The organism is Pseudalkalibacillus sp. A8 (genome assembly GCF_045920555.1).
Classification (GTDB): domain Bacteria; phylum Bacillota; class Bacilli; order Bacillales; family Fictibacillaceae; genus Pseudalkalibacillus.
The window spans coordinates 3170556-3196891 of the sequence record NZ_CP174509.1 but is presented as its reverse complement, the minus strand read 5'-3'; the positions used below and the strand labels follow the sequence as shown (position 1 = coordinate 3196891).

Annotated in this window: 31 protein-coding genes and 1 pseudogene; 13 read left to right on the top strand and 19 right to left on the bottom strand. The window is 38.7% G+C overall.

What is annotated here, in order from left to right; translation table 11 throughout:
- Nucleotides 1–53 precede the first annotated feature (53 nt).
- The 3 genes from ACJROX_RS16475 to ACJROX_RS16465 form a co-directional block, all read right to left on the bottom strand.
- Complete coding sequence (locus ACJROX_RS16475) at nt 54–1250, bottom strand: MFS transporter (protein WP_408006304.1); 1197 nt, start codon at nt 1248–1250, stop codon at nt 54–56.
- 165 nt (nt 1251–1415) lie between these two features.
- Nucleotides 1416–2024, bottom strand: coding sequence for an alpha/beta hydrolase (locus ACJROX_RS16470; protein ID WP_408006303.1), 609 nt, complete (start codon nt 2022–2024; stop codon nt 1416–1418).
- A 23-nt stretch (nt 2025–2047) separates the two neighbouring features.
- A complete protein-coding gene (locus ACJROX_RS16465) occupies nt 2048–3022 on the bottom strand; it encodes a ring-cleaving dioxygenase (protein ID WP_408006302.1) in 975 nt (324 codons plus the stop codon).
- A gap of 148 nt (nt 3023–3170) precedes the next feature.
- Here ACJROX_RS16465 and ACJROX_RS16460 point away from each other — a divergent pair, with 148 nt between their 5' ends.
- Complete coding sequence (locus tag ACJROX_RS16460; RefSeq protein ID WP_408006301.1) at nt 3171–3608, top strand: OsmC family protein; 438 nt, start codon at nt 3171–3173, stop codon at nt 3606–3608.
- 2 nt (nt 3609–3610) lie between these two features.
- Here the strand turns inward: ACJROX_RS16460 and ACJROX_RS16455 are convergent.
- The 9 genes and pseudogenes from ACJROX_RS16455 to ACJROX_RS16415 all read right to left on the bottom strand — a co-directional run bounded on the left by ACJROX_RS16455 (nt 3611) and on the right by ACJROX_RS16415 (nt 12348).
- Nucleotides 3611–4441: pseudogene (locus tag ACJROX_RS16455) on the bottom strand (hypothetical protein).
- A gap of 35 nt (nt 4442–4476) precedes the next feature.
- Nucleotides 4477–4656 carry a sigma factor gene (locus tag ACJROX_RS16450; protein WP_408011686.1) on the bottom strand — a complete coding sequence of 60 codons (180 nt, stop codon included), beginning with the start codon at nt 4654–4656 and terminating at the stop codon, nt 4477–4479.
- A 237-nt stretch (nt 4657–4893) separates the two neighbouring features.
- The gene (locus ACJROX_RS16445) at nt 4894–5400 is read right to left on the bottom strand and encodes a hypothetical protein (protein WP_408006300.1); all 507 of its coding nucleotides are present in this window, start codon (nt 5398–5400) and stop codon (nt 4894–4896) included.
- Between the two features lie 140 nt (nt 5401–5540).
- The gene (locus tag ACJROX_RS16440; protein WP_408006299.1) at nt 5541–6710 is read right to left on the bottom strand and encodes an acyl-CoA dehydrogenase family protein; all 1170 of its coding nucleotides are present in this window, start codon (nt 6708–6710) and stop codon (nt 5541–5543) included.
- A gap of 423 nt (nt 6711–7133) precedes the next feature.
- Entirely contained in the window at nt 7134–7265 is a 132-nt protein-coding gene (locus tag ACJROX_RS16435; protein ID WP_408006297.1) for a hypothetical protein, read from the bottom strand.
- Between the two features lie 305 nt (nt 7266–7570).
- Nucleotides 7571–7795 (bottom strand): hypothetical protein, encoded by a 225-nt coding sequence (locus ACJROX_RS16430; protein ID WP_408006296.1) that lies wholly within the window; start codon nt 7793–7795, stop codon nt 7571–7573.
- 83 nt (nt 7796–7878) lie between these two features.
- Nucleotides 7879–9294 (bottom strand): alanine/glycine:cation symporter family protein, encoded by a 1416-nt coding sequence (locus ACJROX_RS16425; protein WP_408006295.1) that lies wholly within the window; start codon nt 9292–9294, stop codon nt 7879–7881.
- A 341-nt stretch (nt 9295–9635) separates the two neighbouring features.
- Nucleotides 9636–10067, bottom strand: a complete 432-nt coding sequence (locus ACJROX_RS16420) for a DUF4395 domain-containing protein (protein ID WP_408006294.1) — start codon at nt 10065–10067, stop codon at nt 9636–9638.
- A gap of 82 nt (nt 10068–10149) precedes the next feature.
- The gene (locus ACJROX_RS16415; protein ID WP_408006293.1) at nt 10150–12348 is read right to left on the bottom strand and encodes a beta-propeller domain-containing protein; all 2199 of its coding nucleotides are present in this window, start codon (nt 12346–12348) and stop codon (nt 10150–10152) included.
- Nucleotides 12349–12589: 241 nt separating this feature from the next.
- Between ACJROX_RS16415 and proC the strand changes: the two genes are divergently transcribed.
- Both proC and ACJROX_RS16405 read left to right on the top strand, forming a co-directional pair.
- A complete protein-coding gene (gene proC, locus ACJROX_RS16410; protein ID WP_408006292.1) occupies nt 12590–13387 on the top strand; it encodes a pyrroline-5-carboxylate reductase in 798 nt (265 codons plus the stop codon).
- A 76-nt stretch (nt 13388–13463) separates the two neighbouring features.
- On the top strand, nt 13464–13841 hold the full coding sequence (locus ACJROX_RS16405) for a PH domain-containing protein (protein WP_408006291.1): 378 nt from the start codon (nt 13464–13466) through the stop codon (nt 13839–13841).
- 298 nt (nt 13842–14139) lie between these two features.
- Here the strand turns inward: ACJROX_RS16405 and ACJROX_RS16400 are convergent, their stop codons facing one another.
- The 5 genes from ACJROX_RS16400 to ACJROX_RS16380 form a co-directional block, all read right to left on the bottom strand.
- On the bottom strand, nt 14140–14325 hold the full coding sequence (locus tag ACJROX_RS16400; RefSeq protein ID WP_408006290.1) for a hypothetical protein: 186 nt from the start codon (nt 14323–14325) through the stop codon (nt 14140–14142).
- 89 nt (nt 14326–14414) lie between these two features.
- Complete coding sequence (locus ACJROX_RS16395) at nt 14415–15182, bottom strand: ABC transporter permease (protein WP_408006289.1); 768 nt, start codon at nt 15180–15182, stop codon at nt 14415–14417.
- The gene (locus tag ACJROX_RS16390) at nt 15175–16092 is read right to left on the bottom strand and encodes an ABC transporter ATP-binding protein (RefSeq protein WP_408006288.1); all 918 of its coding nucleotides are present in this window, start codon (nt 16090–16092) and stop codon (nt 15175–15177) included. The genes ACJROX_RS16395 and ACJROX_RS16390 overlap by 8 nt, the downstream gene beginning before the upstream one ends.
- A gap of 228 nt (nt 16093–16320) precedes the next feature.
- Entirely contained in the window at nt 16321–17214 is an 894-nt protein-coding gene (locus ACJROX_RS16385; RefSeq protein ID WP_408006287.1) for a DUF3307 domain-containing protein, read from the bottom strand.
- Between the two features lie 3 nt (nt 17215–17217).
- Nucleotides 17218–17910 (bottom strand): hypothetical protein, encoded by a 693-nt coding sequence (locus tag ACJROX_RS16380; protein WP_408006286.1) that lies wholly within the window; start codon nt 17908–17910, stop codon nt 17218–17220.
- 257 nt (nt 17911–18167) lie between these two features.
- Here ACJROX_RS16380 and ACJROX_RS16375 point away from each other — a divergent pair, with 257 nt between their 5' ends.
- The 4 genes from ACJROX_RS16375 (at nt 18168) to ACJROX_RS16360 (ending at nt 23208) form a co-directional block, all read left to right on the top strand.
- Nucleotides 18168–19787: an ABC-F family ATP-binding cassette domain-containing protein gene (locus tag ACJROX_RS16375; protein ID WP_408006285.1), complete on the top strand. Its 1620-nt coding sequence runs from the start codon at nt 18168–18170 to the stop codon at nt 19785–19787.
- Between the two features lie 570 nt (nt 19788–20357).
- Nucleotides 20358–20636 (top strand): hypothetical protein, encoded by a 279-nt coding sequence (locus ACJROX_RS16370; protein ID WP_408006284.1) that lies wholly within the window; start codon nt 20358–20360, stop codon nt 20634–20636.
- A gap of 352 nt (nt 20637–20988) precedes the next feature.
- The gene (locus ACJROX_RS16365; RefSeq protein ID WP_408011685.1) at nt 20989–22398 is read left to right on the top strand and encodes a S8 family peptidase; all 1410 of its coding nucleotides are present in this window, start codon (nt 20989–20991) and stop codon (nt 22396–22398) included.
- A gap of 240 nt (nt 22399–22638) precedes the next feature.
- Nucleotides 22639–23208, top strand: coding sequence for a hypothetical protein (locus ACJROX_RS16360; protein WP_408006283.1), 570 nt, complete (start codon nt 22639–22641; stop codon nt 23206–23208).
- 54 nt (nt 23209–23262) lie between these two features.
- Here ACJROX_RS16360 and ACJROX_RS16355 read toward each other — a convergent pair whose 3' ends face one another.
- Both ACJROX_RS16355 and ACJROX_RS16350 read right to left on the bottom strand, forming a co-directional pair.
- Nucleotides 23263–23730 carry an Hsp20/alpha crystallin family protein gene (locus ACJROX_RS16355; protein WP_408006282.1) on the bottom strand — a complete coding sequence of 156 codons (468 nt, stop codon included), beginning with the start codon at nt 23728–23730 and terminating at the stop codon, nt 23263–23265.
- Between the two features lie 26 nt (nt 23731–23756).
- Nucleotides 23757–23981: a spore germination protein gene (locus ACJROX_RS16350; protein WP_408006280.1), complete on the bottom strand. Its 225-nt coding sequence runs from the start codon at nt 23979–23981 to the stop codon at nt 23757–23759.
- A gap of 133 nt (nt 23982–24114) precedes the next feature.
- Between ACJROX_RS16350 and ACJROX_RS16345 the strand changes: the two genes are divergently transcribed.
- The 6 genes from ACJROX_RS16345 (at nt 24115) to ACJROX_RS16320 (ending at nt 26297) form a co-directional block, all read left to right on the top strand.
- The gene (locus ACJROX_RS16345; RefSeq protein ID WP_408006279.1) at nt 24115–24339 is read left to right on the top strand and encodes a spore germination protein; all 225 of its coding nucleotides are present in this window, start codon (nt 24115–24117) and stop codon (nt 24337–24339) included.
- 78 nt (nt 24340–24417) lie between these two features.
- Nucleotides 24418–25059: a spore germination protein GerPC gene (gene gerPC / locus ACJROX_RS16340; protein ID WP_408006278.1), complete on the top strand. Its 642-nt coding sequence runs from the start codon at nt 24418–24420 to the stop codon at nt 25057–25059.
- Complete coding sequence (locus ACJROX_RS16335) at nt 25049–25231, top strand: spore gernimation protein GerPD (RefSeq protein ID WP_408006277.1); 183 nt, start codon at nt 25049–25051, stop codon at nt 25229–25231. Before gerPC ends, ACJROX_RS16335 begins: the two co-directional genes overlap by 11 nt.
- A 1-nt stretch (nt 25232) precedes the next feature.
- Nucleotides 25233–25604, top strand: a complete 372-nt coding sequence (locus ACJROX_RS16330; RefSeq protein WP_408006276.1) for a spore germination protein GerPE — start codon at nt 25233–25235, stop codon at nt 25602–25604.
- A gap of 10 nt (nt 25605–25614) precedes the next feature.
- On the top strand, nt 25615–25842 hold the full coding sequence (locus tag ACJROX_RS16325) for a spore germination protein GerPB (RefSeq protein ID WP_408006275.1): 228 nt from the start codon (nt 25615–25617) through the stop codon (nt 25840–25842).
- A gap of 26 nt (nt 25843–25868) precedes the next feature.
- Nucleotides 25869–26297, top strand: coding sequence for an Hsp20/alpha crystallin family protein (locus ACJROX_RS16320; RefSeq protein WP_408006274.1), 429 nt, complete (start codon nt 25869–25871; stop codon nt 26295–26297).
- Nucleotides 26298–26336: the final 39 nt, after the last annotated feature.

The window sequence follows — 26336 nt, the reverse complement described above, 5'->3', positions numbered from 1 at the left end:
TTTTTAAAAACAGACAGTTCTTCAGTGGCCTCCAAAGAATGCGGTGTGTTTTTCTACCTGGTAAGTTGTCCTTGTCGTGTTCGTCCCCTTTCAGGGACCATCTTCGTGATGAACACATATAGAAGCATCGAAATGGTGACTGATACTGCGGAAGCAATATAAATCTCACTATATCCTGCCCAGGATGCGATGACTCCAAAAACCATGGCTCCAGTACCTACACCTAAATCAAAGGATGAAAAGAAAGTAGCATTGGCCATGCCTCTCCTATTTTTCGGTGCTTGCTGTATAGCCCAGGCTTGGAGCGCTGGCTGGACAGAACCGAAACCGACACCGAAAAACAGAGCCGCAGCAAGTAACATCCATTCATTGGCCAGGAAAGCTAGGTCAATCATTGCGATCAGTATTAAAAAGGTGCCAGGCAGGAAGACGGCTTTATGCCCTGCTCTATCATAAAGCTTACCAGAGAACGGTCGGACAACCATCAGGGAGATGGCGAAAACAGTGAAATACCAACCAATTCCCCCGATATTCAATTGCTCGGCATACAATGGCAGGAATGAGGTTATACCTCCAAATGCCATGGTGATGAAAAACAGTAATAATGCTGGTACTAGTGCTGTTTTTTCATACAAATCCCATTTTCTTTGGGGAGCATGGCTTTTTTCACCAGGACGATAGTGGATAAGTGAGGCGATCACCAAGGATGACAATCCACATATAGCTGCGATAGCAAAAGTGACGGAGAAACTCGCTTTTGCTACCAACATCAACCCAAGAGCTGGTCCGAATGCCATAGCCAGGGTTCCGGCTAGGCCGAAGAAGCCCATTCCTTCTCCACGACGTTTCGGTGGTATCAAGTCTGTAGCGATCGTTCCGACTGCTGTTGTGGACATCCCCCACCCCAGACCTTGTACAACCCTCAATAAGAATAACAACACGATACTGGATGTAAATGAATAGGCTCCGACAGAAACAATAAAGACTACGAGACCGATCAAATAGACGAATCTCCGGCCAAGGGTCTCTAAAACGTGGCCAGCCCAAGGACGTATGATGAGAGCGGAGAATGTAAAGATACCCACAATCATCCCAATCATTTCATCCTTACCGCCTAGTTCATTGACGAACAAAGGGAGTGTGGGCAAGGTCATCTGGAAGCCTGCAAAAATAAAAAAGTTTGATAAACAAACGAATATAAAATCACGTGTCCATATTTTATCTTTTTGTAAAACATTTTGGTTCTTCATGTCTGATGATGCCTTCTTTCATAGTAGGTCCTTATACCATCTTACACCAATTATGGTTATATTGTAGTGTTATCTGCTCAGGATTTTGATTATGGATACCTGTAGAGATGAAAAATAAAATGACCTAGAAATGGCAGCCTTTTCTAGGTCACTCACTAAATCGCACTATTTCATATTAGAAGCGTACCATTTTTGGGCTTCGAGAACTTCTTCCCTCGTCAACTGGTGTCCGCCTTTCGTCCAAAACTCCCTCACATCGGCATTTGAATTTCGTAAGGCTTCTGCCAATTCTTTCGTTTCATACATTGGGATGAGTGGATCGTTTTCTCCAGCACCAATGAAGACAGGTGTACCTTCTAAATCAGGTAATTGCATGGCCCGTAATGGGACCATAGCATGAAAAAGGATCGCACCGGCTAATGCATCATGGTAATGATACATTAGACTCCCAGCAATATTCGCACCATTCGAATACCCGATGGCGACGACTTTATTTCTATCAAATTCGTACTGGGAAGCCATCTCATCGATAAACTCATATAACTCTTTTGTTCGGTATTTCAGATCCTCTTCATCAAAAACACCCTCGCGAAGCCTACGGAAGAATCGAGGCATCCCGTTTTCTGATACATTACCTCGGACACCTAGAATCGTAGCATTCGGGTCGATCATATCAGCAAGAGGCAACAAATCCTTCTCGTTCCCTCCTGTTCCATGCAGCAATAATAATATCGGGGCATTTTTATCTTTTCCTTCTGTATAAATGTGCTCCATGCTCATCCTCCTTCTAACTAGTCCTATTGCTTCGTTTCCAACGGCTTCAAACGGGCTTCGATTTCTTTACGATCCTGTTCGAAATAAGGAGGCAATGCTAGGCTTTCCCCTAAGTGTTCAAAATCTTCATCTCCTTCAAAACCTGGTCCATCTGTCGCTAGCTCAAACAGAATGCCATTCGGTTCTCTGAAGTATAAAGATTTAAAGTAGTACCGTTCTACGAAACCTGAATTCGGTATACGTAGTTCTTTCAAATAACTGGTCCATTTTTTCAATTCCTCTTCATTCTCGACTCTGAAAGCAACATGATGTACACTTCCACGCCCTTGTCGTTCAGGTTGTAAATCTTCTCGATGAATCAGATGGACTTCTCCACCGGTTCCGCCTAGTCCGGTTTCATATACTGACACGTCATGATGATCCCTATTCGTGTATGTCCCATTTTTCGAGAACCCAAGTACGTTTAGTAGGATCGCTTCAGACAGATCGAGTTTAGGTACTGTCAAAAAGATCGGCCCCAGACCTTGAATGCCATATTCTACAGGGACTGGGCTTTTGTCCCATGGTTTTCCTGGAGGCACCCCATCGTTGTTTTCATCTGAAACCAGCAATAGACGCTGACCCTCAAAGTCTTGAAAAGCTAAGGTCGCACGACCGTATTCTTCTGTAATTTCACCATGTTCTACTTCATGCTCTACAAAACGCTTTTTCCAGTAAACTAAAGATTCATCATTTGGAACCCGTAATGAAGTAGTTGAAATGCTATTCGTTCCTTTGTACGTTCTTCCGGCCATCGGTATTTCAAAAAAGGTGAGATCAGTTCCGGGGTTCCCGCGCTCATCTGCATAAAACAAATGATAAACTGTAGGATCATCCTGATTGATCGTCTTTTTTACGAGGCGCAGACCTAATGTTTTTGTGTAAAATTCATAATTTCTCTTCGCATCTCCAGTAATTGCTGAGACGTGATGGATTCCTTTTAAAGGCATCCGATCCATGTAAGGTCACTCCGATCCTTGTATACTTATTAATAGTAAGTGGTGTTATTCTATTGTATACCTTCTTCAATGAGATTTAAACATTTGTGCTTAAAATGTTGAACAAATAAAATATAGATAGATGTAATTTTGAAAGGAATTGATATTGATGGCAAAACACAGTTTTCATTTAAAAGCTATTTGGCCGGGACTTCGAAATGATGTAGGGGAAATCGAAACGAAGAATTTACAAACCAGGATATCTATCCCTCCTGAGATGGACGGTCCAGGTATCGGTACCAATCCAGATGAAATGTTATTAGGGGCAGCTGCCACGTGTTACATCATTACCCTTGCGGCGATGATGGAAAGAAGTAAAGTCGAAAAAATTTCTCTTACTATGGAATCTGAAGGAATTGTGGATGTTTCAAATCAAGTGATCACTTATAAAAAAATCATCCACCGTCCCTCAATCGTCTTGAAAGATACAACTGAAGGCAATATCCGTTTGGTTGAGAAACTTGTCATGAAAGCAGAGAAATCATGTATGATTTCTCGTGCAATCAAGGGGAATATAGAGGTTGATGTCTTTCCAAACATATCATGAAATCAAGGGGAGATGATCTGTTTCGCCCATTGGATAACTTCATTGGAGACACCTACCACGAATTCTTGCCCTCTTGCTACTGATCGAAAATGATCTTCCTTCCAGTTTTCAGGTTTATGGTAACTGATCGGAACATGTCTAAAGCATTCTGGAAGATTCCAACATGATTTATTCATGCCTTCTTTCGTTAAGACATGTTTTTCTTCGAACTTGAAGGTACCATGCCCAGGAAGGGAATCATTCCAGGTTAGGTGTTTCCGGGCTAGATAAATTGTATTCCCTTTTCTTCTTCGTTTTAAAGGTGTACAATGCGGATGCTCAATCATCCAGTCTGGTACTTCAGTAGAGGAATCCACCTTAAGGATATCTCCCACCTGTAAATATCCATATATGATATGTCTTCCATTCCGATCTTTTGGATCAAAAGAAATCCGTTTCCCGTCCTAGATTGTTTTGCGGAACCATCCGAAAAAAAGAAAAAGATCTCCCACTTCAACTCGTTGGTTTTCCAAATGACGTTGTGCTCCACCACTTTGGCCAAAGATGCCTCTCCAGCCTTCTTTCCTTTCCATAATGTTTGCATCTAGATCCGGATCCAAGTGACAACTCGTATGCTTATGAAGTTTTGACCATTTACTTCCGTTTTTGATTTTTTCTTTTAACGAACTCATCAGATTATAGTAAGTGGTGTTATCTTTCTTTAAATGATTGTAATGGACCATACTGTCTTCATCAGGAATCGGTAAGGACAGCAAGGTACCATCCTTTAAGATGAGACTTGGATAACCTCCTGCGGATGAATCAAATCCTTTTCTGCTCAGAATGATTTTCATTTGCTGCATCCCTCTTATCCTGAAGAAATTCTACTCTATTTCAGAATAGCAAACCCTAAATGAACTTGCACTCGATATGGAAAACAACTGAATGGTGGGTGAATCCCTTTGAACGAATCCAATTTCATATAACATTTGACGAACACTTCCTGTGTGATATCCTCTGCAGTCGTTTGTTCCTTTACATAAGTGTAAGCTAACGAGTGAGCCCTGATCCAAGAACGTCATCTTTATCAACCTTTTGTAACTTATATTGTTCGATTATGCTTTCTACATCAGATCATCCTTTTTAATCGCTTCAATCATTAGACGATTGTTTGAGGGAAAACAATTTAAAAATGTTTTGATCCAACACAATCTTTAAAAAAAGACTGACTCTAAAGTCCCTTCACTTCCATTCTTATTGGTAGAGTTAAAGACGCTTTAGAGTCAGTCCTAGTGTATTTAGAGTTCTAATATCCATGATTCCAACGTATTTTTCCTTCTTTATTCTCATAATCCAATTCTACATGGAAATCATGTTTTTCATAGAAATGCAAGAGTCGATCTACATGATCCCAATCACGTTCAGCAATATCACCAGTAATATTAGGGACATTGTTATCTTTTGCCATTTCTTTCAAATAATTCAGGCAGATGGAACCGTAACCTTTATTAGCGGGTCCTTTTATATCTCCAATATGGATTCGATCTGGCTCGGGATAATAGGCTTGTACTGAAAAGTCCCAGATACCTTTAAAAGCACTTTCACAATCGTTGAGCATGATGTTACAACGTTTCTTTTCTTCAGATTTATAAATGATGACTAGGTTTTCCTCTTTAGTCTGATCTATTCCTATTACATCCCACTTTTTCGCGATACGTTTCATGTCTTCTTGCATGCGGAACACTTGAAATTCCAATTCTTCAGGGTCCATAGTACGTTCATTAGAAAATGGTTGTCGTAGTTCTAGTGACATTGTTATCTCCTTCCTAAGTTATATAGAATAGTTTAATTTACCTAGAGGGGGCCACACGATTTTCCATTTTACTAGATGTCGAACCTTTTTTCAAATTTACAAAGAAAAAACTCTGCGTAGCAGAGTCCATTAAATAAAAGTTAATTATCATCAAGTGCTCTTTGTGCAAGGGTTTGGATTACAGCGTCGTCCATAGGCGGATTGTGCAAACCGGCTCGCACATCCCTGTAATATCGTTCAAAGCTGGACGTTTTTGACAGCCCTCGTCCACCAACAATTCTCATTGCTAGATCTACGACTTTGTTGGCAGCATTTGTTGCGATCGTTTTTACTGCAGCTAATTCTGGTCCGAGTCTTATTCTTTCTTCTGGGTAGTGATCCCATTTTTCCGTAACAGCATACATAAAGTGCCTGGCGTTCAATAATTCAAGATCCATTTGTCCAACCTTTTCTTTTACATGATGGACTTCAGATATCGGTGTCTGTAAACTATTAGGCTGATAATTCTTAGCGAATTCAATGGCTTCATTTCGAGCTGCAATAGCAATACCGAGGTAACATGAAGGTATGTGTAATAACCAACCTTTCGGAATTGGTTTTTCCTGTTTGGATGCTTTAAGTTCAACAAGTTTGCTTTTGTCGACATGAACACCGTTCAAAACTAAATCGTGGCTTCCTGTCCCTCTCATTCCCAGCGTGTCCCAAGTATGTTCAACAGAGACTCCGCTTTGATTTCTTTCGATGAGGAACCAGCCAATTTCATCAAATTCATCGATATAGGCCGAAACAAGATAATAATCCAGGACTTCAGCCATTGTCGTGAAAGATTTACGTCCAGTGATGGTGTATCCAGACTCATTTGCTACAGCTCTCGTCTCAGGTATCCCACCCCTTGTGGGACTTCCAGTTGCAGGTTCAGTTGCTGCACGATTAATGATCTTTTTATGTGCTGACACTTCCGAGCACAGCCATTCAAATGTACTAGGTTCCCATAGATTTTCATCGCGTATCTCCATGATGATACCAAGGTGCCATCCAATTGACAATGCAACTGAACCGTCCCCTTCAGCAAGTTTTTCTTGTAACAGAACAAATTCATAGAGTGAAAGACCTTCTCCACCGAGTTCTTTTGGGAGTGACAATGCCACATAGCCTGTATCTTTCAGGTCTTTAAGATTTTCAAGGGAAAAAGATCCTTTACGGTCTGTTTCCGCAGCTCTTTTACGGACTTTAGCTGCAAGATGCTCTGATAAGCTGAATAATTCTTTCTGTCGCTTTGTTTTTATAAAAGGTTCGTATACATCCCACATCAGCATTCACTCCAACCTCTTTAATAAACAAATCGTACTAAATATGTCGGATTTATTTCAACTACTAAGCATTGGAAATGAACCTGCTATACCTTCTCAGTTTACCTTCTTTCGTTCATCTATTAATTCTGTAAGATAATTTCGTTTCAATAGATATCTTAAATGTTGGATGGGCATTGACCCATAGCCTTGTTGATTCCCTAGGTTAAATGATACGACACTCCTATGATGGGATGTAATTTTCAAGGTCTTAGCGGAATTGAAGTTACCTAATGAGTTATCCATAATCTGATAAACAGTTCCATCTTTTATTTTCACGAGTAATTCTCCTTTACTGTCATTTCTATTATTATTGTCAAGATTTTCTTTTTTATCGATTTATAAAACAAAAAACCTTTTGGATTATTTCTTGATCCAAAAGGTTCATATCTTCACCTTGTTATGATTCAGTTCGTTTTCTTTATTTCTTTCTCCCTCGTGGTAAGCCAATTCTATGTACATGGATACAAGTTGTTTTACTTTCTTATCTACCCCTAACAGATCTAGATGATCCATGCATCTCTTTTGGGTATTCGACTGGACATAATCATTTAACCACAATCATTTCTCACATCCATTCTTTTATAAACAAAACAACATAGTCCCTAAAAAATTGAGTAGTAAAATCTCGTATTTTAAGGAAGTTGTTTATGATCTTAGTATGAAGGCAATGCCTAAATATTAATACCCTTTCGTCTAAACTTCTCATGCTTCGACAATAAAAATTGACTCATATCTTATGTAGTTCTTTTACTTGTTCACGTAAGTCTTCTAGCTTATTTAACAAACTAAAGACCATTTCATCACTTTTCCGTAATTCTTCATTTAAGCTTCGAATCGTCTCTTCTTCCCATATAAATGGTACCGTGCTCTGGTGTAATAAGTATATCTTTATACACAAGACCCTCTTCGTCATTTGGTTGGAAGAAGATGGTCACCTCGCACCCAGGATCACCTAATGCAATTCTTTTTCTTAAATTTACTTTACAACAGTACCTGAGAGTGACTTTTTGCGATCCATAATCATCTTCCTTTTTAGTATACACATAGTTTAAATGAATTTTATCATAAAATTAAATCCAAAATAAAAAGGCGGGAGATTTTCCCGCCCTTTTATCTTATAGATCAATTAACCAACTAATTCATCCTTTTTCTTAGCATCGTCTCCCCAGCACTCAGTATTGTGAATACCAAGCTTTTTAGGGTTGAATGTAGGGTCTTTACCTTCCTTACGTTGCAATTCGTAGTCTTTAAGGACTTTGAAGGCAACTTTGCCAAGTAAGGCGATACCTATAAGGTTGATTATTGTCATCAGAGCCATGAATAAGTCAGCAAGGGTCCAGACGAAAGCAAGTGGAAGGACTGATCCAACCATTACCAATGACATCGTCAACAAACGGTAAACGAAAATCGCAGGTTTACTTTCCCTGATGAACTCGATATTCGTTTCACCATAATAGTAGCTTCCGATTATCGAGCTGAATGCGAATAAGAAAATCGCAATGGCAATGAAGATACTTGCAGCGCCACCGATGTGATCTCCAAGTGAATCTTGCAGTAACTGGATACCTGCTACATCTCCAGATGAATAGATTCCTGACATCAAGATGATAAATGCGGTTGCAGAGCATACAACAATCGTGTCCACGAATACACCAAGCGTCTGGATGAACCCTTGTTTTGCTGGGTGGGAAACACTTGCTGTTGCAGCAGCATTAGGAGCACTACCCATACCTGCTTCATTAGAGAATAAACCTCGTTTTACACCATTCATAATCGCAGCTCCGATTCCACCGCCAACAGCTTGTTCAAGTCCGAAAGCGCTTTTAATAATAAGCGCAAACATTGTTGGAATTTGTGAGATATTAAGAGCCAATACGATAAACGCAATGATGATATAAAGAATTGCCATGATCGGAACGACAATTGCAGATACGTTTGCGATACGTTGTACCCCACCGAAAATAACCAATCCAGTAAGAAGAGTGATGACAATTCCAACGACTGCTCCATTGAAACCGAATGCATTAGCATAAGCTTCAGAAATCGTATTACTTTGTACAGAGTTAAAGATAAGTCCGAATGTGATAGCGATTAATACCGCAAAGATGATTCCTAACCATCTTTTTCCTAAACCTTTTTCGATATAATAGGCTGGTCCACCACGGAAAGCTGTTTTGTCTTTCACTTTGTAAACCTGTGCCAACGTACTTTCGATGAAACTAGTTGCACCACCGACTAATGCTACGATCCACATCCAGAATACAGCTCCTGGACCTCCTAGACCGATTGCAACTGCGACACCAGCTAAGTTACCAGTACCGATCCTGGTGGCTGCACCTATACAGAACGATTTGAATGAAGAAATACTTTTTCCATCTTGAAGAGTGGATTTCTCAAAAAGAACTCGTCCCATCTCCCCTAGGTAACGGAATTGCACGAATCTTGTTGCGATTGTGAAATATAGACCAAGTCCGAGCAATCCTGCTATCAGGACATACCCCCATAAATACTCGTTTAAAACTCCTACTAAGCTTTCCAGCACATTACCTAACCCCTTTTTCGTTTTTTGTTTTTTCTGAATATTTACTCAAGAACAATTATATGTTCATGTTAAAAATATTGCAACAATTTTCTGCAGTATCCTACAAGAAGGTTGTCGAGAAAATAACTATCAAAAGCCCGATTTCCCTTATAATATCCAGTAGTTAAAGTGGTCTATGCTATGTAGTGATTTTGGCCGAAAAAAATGAGTGGGTTTAGGAAAGAAGTCCTTTGTTTCGTTGTTTAGACTAATCGTAATAATTCACAATTCTTTGGGTATACCCCAAAATATATCTCGAAAAATGAAGAAAAAGGCGAGCTTATTTCGCCCGCCTGTAGAATTTATAAAGTTTTTTGTGTTCTCTTAAATCGATGTTGACTCCATTTATAACGTAAATAACATCCGATACAAAAACCAAGGATCGCCACAAATGAAGCAATTGCAACCATGGCTGATGAGAGAATTGCAATTTCTGTCCATCCAAAATAATGACTGACGATTGCGATAGTCAATAGGATCGTGGCAATCCATTGGTTGAATTGTTGTTGCTGTTTATCTTCCAAAACATAGTAGGAATATGGGCGTCGGAGGAACCGTTTAGCGACTGCCATTATTGGGTTGTAATGGAAAAACAACCCGCATAATCCTGATAGTAGTGGGATCCATAGCAACCATTCCTGACCAGTGAACCATGTCCCTAGTACAGAAACCAATATAACCCATTGATTTGCCCTGACTAATGGTCGCGGTATTGTTTGAGTATTATCTTTCATTTTAATTCCGACCTTTCATATGTGAATGATATCCTTATAATAAATATATTCAATACAAATGTGAAATGTCCTGGATGTATTTTTAATAATTAAGATTCAGCTCCCCAATTTCCTTGTAAGTGGTTAAATCATGTGCAAGTATCTTATTTCTCGACAACGAGTAAATCGTATCGTTGATATAAACCAGACGCTGGATCTCCGATTCCCATTGTCTATGATCGGCCCCACCTTTACTTTGAAAGTGGGAAAGACTTGTCGCCAATTTAAATCCTTTATCTAAATCAATTTTGTAGATCAATGCACCTTGAAAGAAATTTTCGTCTGCTTGTTTCCCCTCTTTATAGTTGTATATATGGATAGGAAAAGCAAATAAGTTTTGATTTTTATCAAATAACAATGCTCTATGGTCATGATTCAATGGAGAATACGTTCCATTACCACTGATGATTTCTGTGAACTTTTCAACAGGTTTATTCATATCACTAACATCGAATATCGAGATTTTGATACCATCGATTTGAACGATTGGTTCGTTTCTTGAAGCATCCTTAACCAGTTTGGTATTATGTCCAAATCCGATGATATGGTTGCCGTCGTACGGGTGAAGGTAATTACTGAAACCAGGGATCTTCAACTCACCTTTTACTTCAGGCTTCGTTGGGTCACTGGCATCGATGACGAATAAAGGATCCACTTGTTTGAAAGTGACAATGTAGATACGTTCATTCATAAATCTTGCGGAATATATACGTTCCCCTTTCGCAAGACCTGTGATCTCTCCAATCTTCTTCAACCTGTCATCAAAAATGAATAAATGGTTGGAGGATGGATTTTTTTCGTTCCAAGAATCCCCCTCCGTTGTGGCAATCCGGAAGTTGCCATCGTATTCATCCATTGAAAATTGATTTAATACAGAGCCTTCAATTTCAGTCGAATATTTGAAATGGACCTTATTTCGATCAACGGAAAATTTATAGATGGTTGTGTCTGGTGAATATGCAATTTGTGAGTCACCAGACATATCAGGATAAGTATTGACAGCTAGATATAAATTTTCATGGGACATGTATAGTTGATTTCCGCTTCCTAAATAGGTTGTGAAGTTTGCTTCTTCTTTCGGTTTGTTTATCGGTATGGATGAAATGATTGTAAAGTTAGTATCCTTTGAATGCGGGAGAAAATTGATTCTTTCATAATCAATGTATCTCGTCCCCTTTTGATTAGAACTATCCCTTACCCTTGGCCTAAGGTCAATATCTTCATTTTCCTTTTCTTCCAACGACCAAAAATTCGGATAATGGCTTGAAATTAAATATAGAAAATCATCCGATCTTCTCGCAGAGACGTAAGATCCTTCAATTTCGACTTCTCTTTCTAAAATTGGATTTGAGCGGTCTTTAATCTCATAAATTATGGCTTTCAGCGTATGATTCATCGGTAATAGGAATGAATCGGATGCAGAATTACCACTATCCTTGATTGCACGCATTTCTTTATAACTATGTCCAATGACGACTAATCGGTCTTCATATAGAATCAATTCTTGTGGCCCAAATTCCCGTGCTGGAAATGTGATTGTTGACACCTGTTTCATTTCGTCTGCTGGATAAGCTTGTGTAATGACAACTCGATTTTCAAGCACCTGATACAAAAAGGTACCGTCATTTTTTACCAAATCTGGTTCATCAATTCCTTTAAGCTGAACATTTGTTTCTGAGAAAGTTCTGGAACCATTGCTATCTGATACGGCACTGTCATTTGCAGCCATTGAATTTTCTGCGCCACCTGAATCTCCCTGTGAAAAGAGACTTGCCTTTTGTTTATTTTCCTTGATTGCTTGAGCAAAATAGTCATTCAATTTTTCTTTTGAACCAATGACTGGAAGCGTTCGCTTCACAAAAAACTTGATAGGCTCAATCCGTTTGATTTTCCGACCACTGGTTGAACGTATATTCTCATCAAGGTGAAGCGTAAAATATTCACTTGTAAGTTCATACCCTGATTTCGGTGGTTCGATGTGGATAGTTTGCTGATCATCATCAAGAAAAACAGATACTTCTTGACGGTCGCCCTGTGAATCGATCACAAAGACATTTCTTGTTGTTACGGTTTTTGGATCGATCGTAGTAGAAAACACCATCTTCCAGGTTTTATTTTGTAGAATGACAGGGTTTTCGTTATCTCCAGCCCATTCATTCAATATTTTAGGCTGATTGACCCAATAGATACAAACAATCACAATAGATACGATCACTCCGCTTATTAACCATACTTTCTTCATTTGCTTGCCCCCTTTTCCCAAAGACGGACGTCATACAAAAAAGGTTACAATTCCCAATTTTTCAGTGTAATACTTTTCATCATTCACTCTCTTTGGTACGTTTAATTTAGAAATTAGCTCTGTTATACTTAATTGTTGATTTTGGCGAATTTCACTCCCTTGCCGCGGGCGATCCTTTTCTTTAAGTGATCAATATTAAAATTTAACAAAGCCTAGAAAAAAGAAAGGTTGTGGATGTATAATGACATCATCCAGATTATTGGTAATAGGTGCTGGTCGTATGGCAGAAGCAATTATATCCGGCATTCAAACAACTGAGCCCCCCTTTTTTACAATAACGATCGCAAACCGATCGGATTCCAACCGATTGAATGAATTATCTTCAAAGTATGATGTTGAAAAAACGGCGGACTGGAAAGCATCGATTTCTAATTCAGATGTAATTTTGTTGGCAGCTCCCCCAAATGCTCATGATTCTTTATTCGCCGAGTTGTCAAAGTATCTTGAAAACCAGTTAGTAATCACGATTGCTGCGGGTATTGATCCTGCTGCAATGGAAGCAAATTTACCTGAGGGCACACCTGTTTGTTGGATGATGCCTAACACTGCTGCTCTGATACAAAAGTCGATGACTACCTTCGCATGTGGAAGGAATGTTGACCAATTACATCGGGCTGTTATTGAACAAATATTGAAGGCGATCGGAGATTATGAAGAATTGACTGAAGAACAAGTACATAACTTAACTGCAATAACGGGGAGCGCTCCTGCATTTCTCTACTTGTTTTCAGAAGCACTTGAAGATGCAGCGATCAGTTATGGAGTTACAAAAGATCAGGCACGATACCTCGTGAAAAAAATGATTGCTGGTTCAGCGGCAATGCTAGAAACAGACACTCCTGTAGAAACATTAAGGAATCAGGTTATGACCCCTGGGGGTTCTACTGCTGCGGGTGTTGAGGTACTAGAAATAAATAAAATGAAGGAAATGATTAAAGAGGCTGTCATCGCAACGAACAAACACGCAAGAGAACAATAGACTCTGAATACCTAGTAGGAAAATAAACATTTTCGGCGAACAACCTATATATAGCTAATTAAGGAGGAAAATAAGTATGGGGATTTTAGATGGACTTATGGGTAATGCTTCTGAAGCAGATTTGAATGCAGTTGAAAAAGATTTGCAAAAAATTGTTACCGAGAATGAACAAGTTGAAAAAGCGTTTAAGATTATACGCGACTTGATCGTTTTTACAAATAAGAGACTGATCTTGATTGATAAACAAGGTATGACAGGAAAGAAAATTGAGTATCATTCCGTCCCTTATCGGAGTGTCACCCATTATAGTGTTGAAACGGCTGGGACATTCGATATGGATGCAGAATTAAAAATCTATATATCCAGTACAACTCAACCTATTTCCAAGCAGTTCCGTAAAGACAAAAGCATTTATGATGTCCAAAAAGCACTGGCAACTTATGTTAATCAATAAATAAATTGCCGATTTTGTAAGGCTGTTCCTCTTTTAACTAGGCCCTGATATTTGCGAAATTGATTCCCTTTCCGCGGGCGACTGAAAGCCTCTTCACTTGCACTGGATGTCAACACAAAAATGAAATCATTTTCGTGTCTGCGATGAGAATTCTTAGAAGCTTTCCTTATGCTGGCTTCGACGTTCATCACAGACCACGGACTTTACATTTCATCCTTGTAGTTTTGCGCCGAGTAACCGCAGGTGCAGGACGTGAAAAGATCATCCTGTCACTATGGATGATCTTTTTTGTTGCTCGTTATTCTTTATTTCTTTCGATTTGCTTGTTGATTGCATCTGCTGTTTTATCAACAGCATTCATGGCAGCACTTTCTGTTGCTTCGACTGCATTCTCTACACTATCAAAAGCAGTATCTGCCCCATCCTTAATATTTTTTGCAGTTCGTTCAACTGCTTCCTGGTTTTGATTTCGTTTATGTGGCATTTTGATTCCTCCTTCTTAAGGTTGTTAATATTAGGATGAAACCTATGCCTGAAAATATACATGAGTAAAATCTACTCCTCTTTCTTCTATTATATAGATACATCCCTTCTAGAGAACGAGTACCAGGACGCAGTCAGAAGGATTGCTAAATAGATGAAAAGAATGACAAGGGAACCTGATAAGGTCATGTCACTAAATAAAGGTCGGTTCCCTGAAAAAAATTGAGTAAGATTGGTATTGGCAAAAAGTATATATTTTCCCCAACTAACCTGGTAATGAGCCAGTACTTCAACGAACGTCCTGCCTGTCAATATCAAAAAAATGGAGGTTCCTGTAGCAATGACGCTGCTTCTGAACACTGTTGATAGCGTAAAGGCAAATGTCGCCATAACCGCCACTTCAATAAAACTTGTCATATACCGAAGTATTATGTATCCAAAATTTTCAAAATCCCCCGTCAGGTCAGAAACCCCAAAAAAGAGAAGCCCGAACAATAAGCCTAAAATCAAATAAGAAACAAAAAGATACACGCCAAATAATAAGGCGGTTATGTACTTTGAAAATAGGATTTTTGATCGCTGTGCCGGTCTGATCAATAAAAACTTTATCGTCCCCCAATCGAATTCATTTGCTACAATTGAACCTGCAATGATGACAGATACGAATTGTAGCAAGAACAAGAAATTTGTACTGAAAATGAAATAATCAGCAAAGCTCTCATTTTCTCCAGAGGTCGATAAGATATTTTTCGTCATCAATGCAAGTAACAAACATCCAATTGCAAATGTTAAAAGAAGAACTTGATTGCCTTTTCTATAAAATATTTTAATATGTTCATTCCGTATTAGATTAAACATCTTCATTTTCCTCCGTAGCCTCAAAGAACGCTTCTTCCAACGACTGGTTCTTGGGTGAAATGGAATATATACTAATCCCCTCATTAGCAAGATGCCGAACCAACTTCGGAATTTGATGTTTATCTACAAGAATATCAAGTCCTGAAGCAGATGGTTTAGCTTCAATGCCCATGCCTGCGAGGATTTGTGCGGTCTCAGAAATTTCTTCTACTTCCATTCGGAAAACTCTTATTGTCCGTTGATCATTTTGGCTTAAAGAACGAACATCGCGAATTTCACCAGATTTGATAATAGCGACTCGATCGCACAAATCTTCTATTTCACGAAGCAAATGACTAGCGATGATGATCGATACATTTTCCGATTTACGCAACGCACTTATGTATTCACGGAATTCCCTCATTCCAAGTGGATCGAGGCCGTTTGTTGGTTCATCAAGAATGAGTAATTTTGGGCGGTGTAGAATAGCTTGAGCAATTCCTAATCGTTGTCTCATTCCTAACGAATAGGACTCCACTCTATCGTATATTGCTTCACCTAAATTGACGATCCCTATTACTTCATGTAGCCGGTTTTCGGATATATCAGGATTCATCGCAGAATATTGTTGTAGATTTAGTAGTCCGCTCAAATGTTCATAGAACTCAGGATTTTCAACGATCGCCCCAATATTTGTGATTGCATTTGTAAACTCTTTATGCAAGTCATGACCATTAATTACAATACGCCCCTTGTCAGTTTTCATCAATCCTACGATAAGTCGGATTAGTGTTGTTTTTCCGGAACCATTCGGACCGAGCAGACCCATGATTTCTCCATGTTCAACTTGCAGATTTATATCAGTTAGTATTTGTTTCTTACCAATTGATTTGAAGATGTTTTGAAGTTTTAGAATTGGTTTGTTGTTCATAATTTCCCCTTAATTTCGCAAGTATTCATTATGGTAGTCCTCTTTAATTGGACGTTAAATGTTTACATAAGTTTCTATGATTATTAAAAAAATCCTGTGATAAAGCTAAAAAATGGTCAATAAGCATAAAAAACGCCAGGTTCGTCTAGTGAAATTCTACTAGGAAACCCCTGGCATTAATACACACAATTATTTAGTTGTTTGCTGGTGTGATTTTTCATGGTTTGATTACAAAACTCTTAATACAAGATATCCCATGACAACTGCAATAAGAGCACTGAGTAAACTGCCAATCAAATAGTATTCTGCAAACTGTTTGTTCTCGAATTGTTTGAATCTCGTCAATGACTTTACTGCTATGAGGAAAGTCATTCCATGCGGGATCCCTTGTACGATAAAAATGATGATCAATACCCGTTCAACCATTCCAATGTACCGGCCTACACTTTTAGGTGAATCTCTATAATACTGTTCGGTTCGAATTCTTGTTACTTCGTTTACCTCTTCTCCTTTTTCATTATAGTGTGTTTTTATTTCCGTCTTCTCGTCTGAAATACTATATTTATCTTTTGATAATGTTGGGTTCGGCCCGAGATCTCTCAAAATTATCCCGAGAAAATAACCTGAACCTGTTGTCACCAGAACAAACAGGATACTGGTAAAGAGAAACTTCGAAACAAGATCCATTTCAATTCCTTCAAATAAAAACTGTAAGATACCGATTGAAATGTCAGCTGCAGTATAAGAAACCAAACCCGTAACATTCAATATTAAAATGATGGATAAGACATGGAGAAGTTGATCTACTAAGAATAATGTTGAACCGACAAGGACCTGATCGTGTTTCCTATTTATAGATTCTTTCACCCAATCCACGAGGTAGTGGATAAGTAGAATGAAAAACATGCTTGCTGTGATCTTATAGATTGTATCCGAACGCCATTCAACCAGTAATATGAAATAAATAACAACAGCAATAAAAAGGACAATGAAATGTGTGAAAATATGCTTAAGTAAACCTTTATGCAACCTTGCTTTCTTGAGTTCGATTACGGAATTTTTTTGAAGTACGAAGTCTGCCACGAAGTGGGCTAATATTATTAAAAGGAGTAATTGGAACATCCTTTACCCCTCTTCCTTTTCGGCTGGTTTTTGCAAATAATCCAATAGTTGTATCAAGCTATTTCTCATTTCAACTACCGTGTGATAATTCGATCTAGATAAGAGATACGAAATTGTGGATTTAGGTGACTTGTACCCAAGTCGGGTTCCTATTTCCTCATAGGTGGCTTCCTTATCTTTTTCTACCATTTTGATCACTTCCTTTTGTTTGTCACTTTGGTTGATGATTTTTTCATGAATGGAATAGGTCAACGCATTAAGTGACTGATAAGGGAGTTTTTCAGAGTGAAAAAAGAACGAGCTGTTTTCTTCATTCAATTGCCAATACTTTGATTTTGGATGATTCTTTTTTAGAAATAAATCTCGCGCATCTATTGCATTTAATACGGCTGATCCATTCATGGTATGGATCGTCGAATTAGCCGTTTCAAGTTCGCCAATCCCTAATCCGATATATAAGTATATCCCATCAGCCGCCAGTGTTCTGCTGATCTTTTCAGCAGCAATATACCCTAAAGAATAACTGTTCAAGACTCCAATCAGCTCGTCCCCGTTACGAACGTCGAATGGGACAAGTAATTCCTCTTTCCATTCTTCATTCATGCTGTCTGCACAATTCAACAAAGCTTCTAGAAGCTGCTTTTTATCCAATTGTCTAGAGTGCATTACATCACAAGCAATACAAATACATGACACTTTTGGTACACCTCGCAATAAGTTATTCTTACATAATATAGATTGATATAATTACATCAACTTTTTCGATGTTGATATATTTACAACAACTATAACAGATATAGAGGTTTAATCAATAGGTAAAACGGTTTAAATGATCCGATTTGATTTATTTGGTCATTTTCCTACTATTTTAAAGAGGCCACACTTCTCATCTCGCCCTGCAGCTTAGAAAATGATATAATCTCTAATAGCTGAAATATGGAGGAATGTTAAGAATGATTACTGTTACAAATGTAGGTTTGCGTTTTGCAGATCGCAAGCTTTTTGAAGATGTTAATATAAAATTCACCCCTGGTAACTGTTATGGCTTGATCGGGGCGAACGGTGCTGGAAAATCTACTTTCTTGAAAATCCTTTCTGGTGAAATAGAACCTCAAAAAGGTGATGTTCATCTACCGCCGGGGCAACGTATGGCAGTGTTAAAACAAAATCACTTCGAATATGAAGAATATGAAGTATTAAGTACTGTCATAATGGGACACGAGCGCCTTTATGGAATCATGCAGGAGAAGGACGCAATTTACGCAAAGCCTGATTTTTCCGAAGAAGATGGAATCAAAGCAGCTGAACTTGAAGGTGAGTTTGCTGAATTAGATGGCTGGGAAGCAGAGTCTAACGCGGCAGTCCTATTAAAAGGTCTTGGAATCGAAGAAGGACTTCATAACAAAAAAATGGCTGACCTGACTGGCGGTCAAAAGGTCAAAGTATTGCTGGCGCAAGCCCTATTCGGCAATCCAGATGTCCTTTTGCTCGATGAGCCGACAAACGGACTCGACCTACAAGCGACACATTGGTTGGAGGAATTCTTGATCAATTTCGAGAACACCGTCATTGTTGTTTCCCATGACCGGCACTTCTTAAATAAAGTGTGTACACATATTGCGGATTTGGACTTCGGGAAAATTCAAATTTATGTCGGAAACTATGATTTCTGGTATGAATCCAGTCAACTAGCCCAAAAGATGGCCCAAGAGCAGAATAAGAAAAAAGAAGAAAAGATTAAAGAACTACAAAACTTTATCGCACGATTCAGTGCTAATGCATCTAAATCGAAGCAGGCGACTTCCAGGAAGAAACTCTTGGAAAAGATCACCTTAGACGACATCAAACCATCATCTCGCCGTTACCCATTTGTCGGTTTCTCGCCAGCGAGGGAAATTGGTAATGACTTGTTACGTGTTGAAGGATTGACCAAAACGGTCAACGGTGAAAAAGTTCTTGATAATGTTAGCTTCATAATGAATAAAGACGATAAGATCGCTTTAGTTGGAAAAAATGAAATTGCGAAGACAACCTTGATGAAGATCTTGATGGGTGAAATGGAACCAGACAGCGGAACTTACAAATGGGGGGTCACGACTTCTCAAGCCTATTTTCCTAAGGATAACTCTGACTACTTCGATGGCTGTGAACTGAGCCTTGTGGACTGGTTGCGCCAATATTCACCTGAGGATGACAGCGATACGTTCTTAAGAGGATTCTTAGGTCGTATGCTCTTTTCTGGTGAGGAAGTGAAGAAAAAAGCCAGTGTCCTATCCGGAGGAGAAAAAGTACGTTGCATGCTTTCAAAGATGATGTTAAGCAATGCAAACGTCTTGCTTCTCGACGAACCGACTAACCACCTTGACCTTGAATCCATCACTGCATTGAACAATGGATTGATCAAATTCAAAGGTTCAATGATTTTCGCGTCTCATGACCATCAATTCGTCCAAACGATCGCTAGCCGTATCATTGAATTGACGGACAATGGGGTCATGGATAAGCAAATGACTTACGATGAATATCTAGAAAATAAAGAAATCCAAAAACAACTTGAAACGATGTATGCCTAATAAATTGTAAAAAAGAGCTTGAATATTCTTGAATATCAAGCTCTTTTCCTTTTCTTAAGTGTAACGAATTTTTAGCGGACACCAGAGACCCTATTTGCCGAAAGTCAATGAAAATCAGTTTTCTTTCACTTGAATTATGGAACAATTTTCCTCTAATTTCTACAATCGATACATTCCTTATACTTTGCATCCATTATTATTTGGATCCTCCCAGTAATTTGCTGTTACTATCCACTACCACCCCGGATAAATATGTAAACAAATTGTATAGAAAAAATATGTGGCGTATTAGAAATGTTTTGGATGTTTTAATCCCCTGTTTCTATAGGTCAATTGATGTGATTATTTGAAAATTGTATTAATTTTAAGGTGGAAATATTTATTTCTTGCCTATTCTTCTATATAATTAGAACCAACTTGATTTAGACTGTCCGTATTAAATCCGTTACAGAAGTTTTTTGTCCGATATTCTCTTTTTTTATCCCCTCAAATCTTTTTCTTTCATATATATACATCAAGAAGTTATTTTCCTCTAGACGATTGAATTTTTTTAGAAAGTAGGTAGTTTCCATGGATTCATTGATCATCCGTTCGTTTCAAAATGACGAGATAAGGTTTGCGTTTGTTTATGAAGGAAGACTGTATACGATGATTATGAAATGGTCTGTGGATAATCATTATTGGAATCTGCATACTTATGACCAAGATCTATTGAATAACCCAGAGCAATATGGCTTTATTGTAGGAAGATTATTATCAACCGACCGGGTAAAAGAATATTTAAAAGAGCGTCACATTAGCATGAATACTGTTTATTGCAAAGACTGCAACAATGTTTCTGTTGAATGAATCAATTTTATAATAAGTAAAACTTATAGGTTGTAAAAGGACTCAATAAACAACTTGTCATTTACCAAGTTTTTGAAGAGGTTTAAAATTTATGGCAAAAGATATAGCAATAAAATACAGTGCTTGCTTCTTTCGCCATTGAAAACCATTTAGTTTGGAGGGTTTCGGTTGTTCCGCTTACGCCTGTTGTTCATCGGAATTTTGGCAGGTTCTACGTTGGGTATGGTCAGCCACATTTTAAGTTAAGGCAAAATCCCCCTTAAGCAAAGGGGGATTTTCTGTTACAAGCCCCCTTTCATTAAATAATTTGCCTTTGAAATACACAAGCTAAATCATGAAGTGTATTTCGGAGGTGATATGGTTGAGATTTAAAGTAGTTACAGTAGCATTGGTTTCGTTGGTTGCAATATTTGCAGTATATTTCTTTTACCCTGCTAACAATGTTGAAGCCCCTCGAGTTCAACAAACACAACCTGATAAAAGGATTATCCCAAATAAGTCGGATACAAGACAATCCAGGGAACTTGTGAAATTGAATTCAATCGAGTATGGAGAAAGACTCGTCAGAAAGCTTGATACAAGTACTTCCGTAGGAGTGATTCAGCACAAAACAAAAGTTAAAAGTCACTATCAAGAGCGACAGGCTACGGTTAAATTTAAAGAAAAACCAAATCAAGAGGACATGGCGACCCTTCGGAAAGAAATCGATGGTGAAGTGGCTAAGCAATTGGATTCAACTTATATTTTTAAATCTGACTCCTTAAGTACTCCGCAATTGATTGGCTATTTCAATTCAAGAAATGATGTTGAATATGCAGAGCCTAATTACCTCTATTTACAAAATGAAATTGTGACAGATGATGAATTCTATCAACAATATCAATGGAACCTGCCTGCTATCCGTACTGAAGAAGGCTGGGAAATTACACGCGGGAATGAAGATGTGATTATCGCGATCATTGATACCGGTATCGATATGAAACATCCAGATTTATCGGGAAGACTCGTTGAGGGGCATAATATTTTGAATGATAGTCCAAACCCGGATGACGACAATGGACATGGAACCCATGTAGCCGGAATCATCGCCTCTGAGACAAATAACGGCCTTGGTGTCGCTGGTATGACCTGGTACAACAAAATCATGCCGATCAAAGCGATGAACGCAGATGGTTATGGCACTTCATTTGATGTGGCACAAGGTGTTCGATGGGCGACAGATCATGGAGCTGACGTTATCAATCTCAGCCTTGGAAATTATAAAGAATCAAAAGCTTTAGCTGAAGCCATCGATTATGCTTATGGCAAAGATGTCATCCTTGTTGCAGCTTCAGGGAACGATAATACCAATCAAATTAGTTATCCTGCGGCTTTCGAAAATGTCCTTAGTGTAGCTGCAGTCAATGCTAATTTACGACGAGCGGATTTTTCTAATTATGGTGATTACATTGATGTCGCAGCCCCTGGTGTAGACATCGCCAGTACGTATATTGATAATCAGTATGCATCCTTGTCTGGTACTTCTATGGCAACCCCTCATGTCGCCGCGCTTGCCGGATTGATCCGTTCCTCTCAGCCAGATCTTAAAAACAGCGAAGTAATACAGATTATCAAAGATACAACGGATGATGCAGGGACAATCGGAAAGGATCCATACACTGGACATGGTGTTATCAATGTTGCGGCTGCCCTCGACTCGACCTATGAACAGGAAGAGTCGTATGGCAGATTCGGTGAATGGTTAAAAAGAATTCGAGAGTGATCAATTAATAATGATAATATGAAGAAATCAAAACGCTCAGAGGAATTCTCTGAGCGTTTTGATTCTATTGTGAGATTAAATAGTAAATATAACGATTTGAACTTCGTCTTTTTCTACAAAAATTAACTGCTTAAATCATCAGTCTATTTTTTGGTGTTTGTATGTAAAGGAATACCCCTAACATGATTTCCATAAATTGTTCATATAGTTGAAAAAGGAAAATCATAAAGGGGAGTTCCAATGACATTCGCTATCGTAATTATTTCTATTTTGTCTTTCAACATATTATTGTTCTGCTTCTTGCTTATGGTAGAAAATCGAAGCCAAATAACTATGATGGAAGCGAAAAGTGTTGCAATGTCATCCGGTATGACATTAGGACTGGCTTCAGGTTTATACCTGATGTACTTTTTAAGTGAAGAAATTACACTTGCAACGTTCATCGCCATGGCGATCGGAAGTGTCGTGGGAATCATCATTAGTGCCCCTGTTCACTTACTTGCAGCAATTGAAGGATTGCTTGCAGGCAGTATGGGCGGGATGATGGGTGTGATGCTTGGCTCGATGCTGCCGGTCCAGGAATGGGATTTGATGATGAAACTCCTTCTTGTTATGCTGGTAATTATTTTATTGGTCAATGTCACTTATTTATACAAAAGGTCAGAAAAGAAATACCCGAAAACCTTTCGTTTTATCATTGGGGTAACTGTGATTTTAATAAGTACAGGGATGTATTCCATCATGATTTTCTCAGGTACGGGTAGTCACAATGAAGAAGTACCGCCACATCACATGAATCACGTAGAATAATTAGTCTTATAAGAAGAAAGGACTGACCTAGTAAGATGGGCAGGCCACTTATGTTCATTCTGATTCAATATGGATAATTTTCGAATGGTCATCCGGTGTTTTCGGTATTTTGACGGTAAGTTGATTCCCTGACATCGAAGCCTTGATTTTTTCATGTGACACGTTTGGCGGCAATGGCAAGTATCTTTCAATGCGTTTAGAATAGTTTTCTTTCCTTAAAACCTCCCCTTTATCATTTTGTAATTGTTCTTCTTCGAATTTTTGAATTAAAATCCTCAATTGATGATTGATGACTTCTAAATTGACACGGTCATCTTTTTCAACGGGTAATGTTGCCTGTATGACAACCTCATTTTCTGATTCAGCTACATCTACATGGAAAAAATAATTCGAGTGTAAATGATTCAATTGCTTATCAAATTCCTTAAAGGATTTTTGCAATTGCTGATCGATGGAGTTTAAAAAAGCATCCATACGTTCATCATTGAAAAGATTACTCAACTGATTTTTCCAAAAATCCATCCTTCTCTTCTTCCTTTCTACTTAGTTTAAAAATTCGCCAGGTTGTTAGAATCATTGATATCTGGATCAATCGTATTGGTGAAGTTCCAGAAGTTGTTCACAAGCATGAAGTCACCTGTATTCGATCCGCCGGAACCACTCGATGATTTAGAGGTCATTTTTGGAGAAATATATAGAGTATCACCAAAATTAACTGTAGCACTGCTTGAAACTGCACTGATCTTTATCGGAGCTAATATGACTGAAGGCATAGCTGTTTACTCCTCTCTCATGGGCACATTTTTCTACCGTATCCTATGCACTTCATCAATATTTGGTACCCATTAACACGGGATTAGGTATACGCATATGTTGTATTAATAACCCCTGAAAAGGATGTTCAATATGCCTGCTATGGTCGGAGCGATAAAAATCAACGAAGTTTCAGGGTCAGCTGTTTTTAACATCGGGGATGTCTATCATATAGCACCTAACAGTGTATCGAAAACTTTTGCGGGAGCAGGGTCTTTTAATACAGGTGACAACTTGCAAGTCAATAATGGCTACAGCATCACTCATACGTTAGATTCAGATGTGATCGATAACAGTCAAATTGGAAATACAGGCTAAATATCATCATCTTTCTGAACAACCTTGTGTTAAATTGCTGATCAGATTGCATAGGTTAATTATGAGGGGGTGATGGGCTTGAGTAATGATTATTATTTCGAACAGCGGATCCAGCAGCTTGAAGAAATCATCAGGCACTTACAAGATAAAACTAAATCGATCGAGTCCATCGTTGCAGGTTTACAAAATGAAGTTGCACAATTGAAAAACTCGCCTCAAACCTCAATTGAATATAATTTCGATCAATTGAAAATTGAAACGTTGGAAGGGACATTGAATATCGGACTCTCTCCTGGAGGGAGCGGTCTTGATAATATTGAGGATCTAGGCGTCAACGGTAAGAAAATCCAGATAAACAAAAATAATTCCTCTGAAACCCAATCTCCCTTTACAGATGATATGTATAAATGGATCAATCAAGGAGTCGATCATTATCTGAACCATGATATCTTCAATGATATTCAAAAAGTGGAAAAGCGGACTCGATTTAATTTAACCAAGTCACAGCAAAAAGTGATTGTAGAGGATATCAAAAAACAGATGCAGCATCGTCTTCCCCATTATATGATGGCAACAAACCCTGATAATGTACAACGAAATCCTAATCAAGAGGCTGACCGGATCATGGAGCAAATTAAAAAAGACATTGTAAGCGGGATTGAAATCTATATGAATAATGAGAAGAAGAAATCCCAAGGAGGGAATCAGGATGGAACTTAACGTCATCAATCGTGAGCTATCTGTGGGGGATATACGTATCATGGGTCTGTCGACTTCTTCACTGCTTTTGGTCGGGGACAGTGATGTGATCAATTGTCAATCCATGTTCGATACACCGCCAGAATCATTGATCATCGGGACCCCTCTCGTACCTTTGGCGACGGAATCTTAAAATGGATCGTGTTTCTGTCGTTCAATATATCGATATCGTTTCAGTCGTCAGTTCTTCAGTCGTTCAAGCTGGCGACACGAAAATCATGACTCCGGTTTCCAGGGCGTTAGCTGTACAAAGGCAAGAATCGACATATGATATTGATGAGCATCGGCTTGATATGTATTCGATTTTCTCGATACCTTTTCCGCCTTTATCTTATGAATGCGTTCCCGTAAATACTGTCCAAGAAGTGCCTGCCATACATGTCAAATCCATAAATATCATTGGTGTGGCGGCCTCCTCTTCCATCCGTATCGGGAAAACGGATTTCATTTCGAGTGAATCCCGTGTCAAGCACATTCGCCACTTCACTGTCAATCCTTATGAATAGGAGGATGATTATGAATGTGTATGTCAATCAAACGATCACGATCCAAACGTTGCGCATAGAGGGATTATCAAATTCATCTGTCCTCCAAATCGGCACGAGCGGTGTCATAAAACCCATTTCATACAGTGCCAATACGGGAGGATTCACCGAACCCGCCCCCGAATTGAAGCAACCATTCGGCGGGGTTCAAGAACTACCTATAGCTGGTCCATTGGTGCCATTGGCGCCACAAAGATGATCAATTGAAAAAGGCGAGGAGATTTTATGGATTCATGGTCAAAAATGATGGATTGGAAACAAATGGCTGATAAATACATCAATCAAAATTTCTTTCCGAATCAACAAGAAAATGAAAAATCCGGCCCAAAAGTAAACATCTATGAGTCAGAGAATGAACTCTTATGCTTGGTTTCACTTCCCGGCCTGAAAAATATCGATGATGTAGAAGTCTATGTATACAAAAGTTCGATAAAGGTCATCGGGAATACGACTATACACACACATGGCATGTCGCTCAAACAGAATGAAATATTCCAAGGAAGATTCGAGCGAGAAGTAACCTTACCCTACTCAGTCCGGGAAGATCCTATTGAAGCCTATTATCAAAAAGGAATTCTCTATATAAGGCTGTATCGTCTATTGACAGATGATCGATCCAAGAAAAAAGTCGAGGTAAAGTACTACCCGGATTAAGGATGGGCTGACGCTCAAATTCAGGTCAACCCTCCCTAT

What these genes read in the sequence shown, in the direction of transcription:
- ACJROX_RS16385 (WP_408006287.1), bottom strand. Translation starts at nt 17,214, where the DNA reads ATGTTCCAATTACTCCTTTTAATAATATTAGCCCACTTCGTGGCAGAC.
- ACJROX_RS16325 (WP_408006275.1), top strand. Translation starts at nt 25,615, where the DNA reads ATGAATGTGTATGTCAATCAAACGATCACGATCCAAACGTTGCGCATA.
- ACJROX_RS16420 (WP_408006294.1), bottom strand. Translation starts at nt 10,067, where the DNA reads ATGAAAGATAATACTCAAACAATACCGCGACCATTAGTCAGGGCAAAT.
- ACJROX_RS16400 (WP_408006290.1), bottom strand. Translation starts at nt 14,325, where the DNA reads ATGCCACATAAACGAAATCAAAACCAGGAAGCAGTTGAACGAACTGCA.
- ACJROX_RS16415 (WP_408006293.1), bottom strand. Translation starts at nt 12,348, where the DNA reads ATGAAGAAAGTATGGTTAATAAGCGGAGTGATCGTATCTATTGTGATT.
- ACJROX_RS16330 (WP_408006276.1), top strand. Translation starts at nt 25,233, where the DNA reads ATGGATCGTGTTTCTGTCGTTCAATATATCGATATCGTTTCAGTCGTC.
- ACJROX_RS16395 (WP_408006289.1), bottom strand. Translation starts at nt 15,182, where the DNA reads ATGTTTAATCTAATACGGAATGAACATATTAAAATATTTTATAGAAAA.
- ACJROX_RS16360 (WP_408006283.1), top strand. Translation starts at nt 22,639, where the DNA reads ATGACATTCGCTATCGTAATTATTTCTATTTTGTCTTTCAACATATTA.
- ACJROX_RS16345 (WP_408006279.1), top strand. Translation starts at nt 24,115, where the DNA reads ATGCCTGCTATGGTCGGAGCGATAAAAATCAACGAAGTTTCAGGGTCA.
- ACJROX_RS16440 (WP_408006299.1), bottom strand. Translation starts at nt 6,710, where the DNA reads ATGTGGGATGTATACGAACCTTTTATAAAAACAAAGCGACAGAAAGAA.
- proC (WP_408006292.1), top strand. Translation starts at nt 12,590, where the DNA reads ATGACATCATCCAGATTATTGGTAATAGGTGCTGGTCGTATGGCAGAA.
- ACJROX_RS16375 (WP_408006285.1), top strand. Translation starts at nt 18,168, where the DNA reads ATGATTACTGTTACAAATGTAGGTTTGCGTTTTGCAGATCGCAAGCTT.
- ACJROX_RS16465 (WP_408006302.1), bottom strand. Translation starts at nt 3,022, where the DNA reads ATGGATCGGATGCCTTTAAAAGGAATCCATCACGTCTCAGCAATTACT.
- ACJROX_RS16390 (WP_408006288.1), bottom strand. Translation starts at nt 16,092, where the DNA reads ATGAACAACAAACCAATTCTAAAACTTCAAAACATCTTCAAATCAATT.
- ACJROX_RS16475 (WP_408006304.1), bottom strand. Translation starts at nt 1,250, where the DNA reads ATGAAGAACCAAAATGTTTTACAAAAAGATAAAATATGGACACGTGAT.
- ACJROX_RS16445 (WP_408006300.1), bottom strand. Translation starts at nt 5,400, where the DNA reads ATGTCACTAGAACTACGACAACCATTTTCTAATGAACGTACTATGGAC.
- ACJROX_RS16435 (WP_408006297.1), bottom strand. Translation starts at nt 7,265, where the DNA reads ATGGATCATCTAGATCTGTTAGGGGTAGATAAGAAAGTAAAACAACTT.
- ACJROX_RS16320 (WP_408006274.1), top strand. Translation starts at nt 25,869, where the DNA reads ATGGATTCATGGTCAAAAATGATGGATTGGAAACAAATGGCTGATAAA.
- ACJROX_RS16470 (WP_408006303.1), bottom strand. Translation starts at nt 2,024, where the DNA reads ATGGAGCACATTTATACAGAAGGAAAAGATAAAAATGCCCCGATATTA.
- ACJROX_RS16355 (WP_408006282.1), bottom strand. Translation starts at nt 23,730, where the DNA reads ATGGATTTTTGGAAAAATCAGTTGAGTAATCTTTTCAATGATGAACGT.
- ACJROX_RS16405 (WP_408006291.1), top strand. Translation starts at nt 13,464, where the DNA reads ATGGGGATTTTAGATGGACTTATGGGTAATGCTTCTGAAGCAGATTTG.
- ACJROX_RS16335 (WP_408006277.1), top strand. Translation starts at nt 25,049, where the DNA reads ATGGAACTTAACGTCATCAATCGTGAGCTATCTGTGGGGGATATACGT.
- ACJROX_RS16460 (WP_408006301.1), top strand. Translation starts at nt 3,171, where the DNA reads ATGGCAAAACACAGTTTTCATTTAAAAGCTATTTGGCCGGGACTTCGA.
- ACJROX_RS16370 (WP_408006284.1), top strand. Translation starts at nt 20,358, where the DNA reads ATGGATTCATTGATCATCCGTTCGTTTCAAAATGACGAGATAAGGTTT.
- ACJROX_RS16350 (WP_408006280.1), bottom strand. Translation starts at nt 23,981, where the DNA reads ATGCCTTCAGTCATATTAGCTCCGATAAAGATCAGTGCAGTTTCAAGC.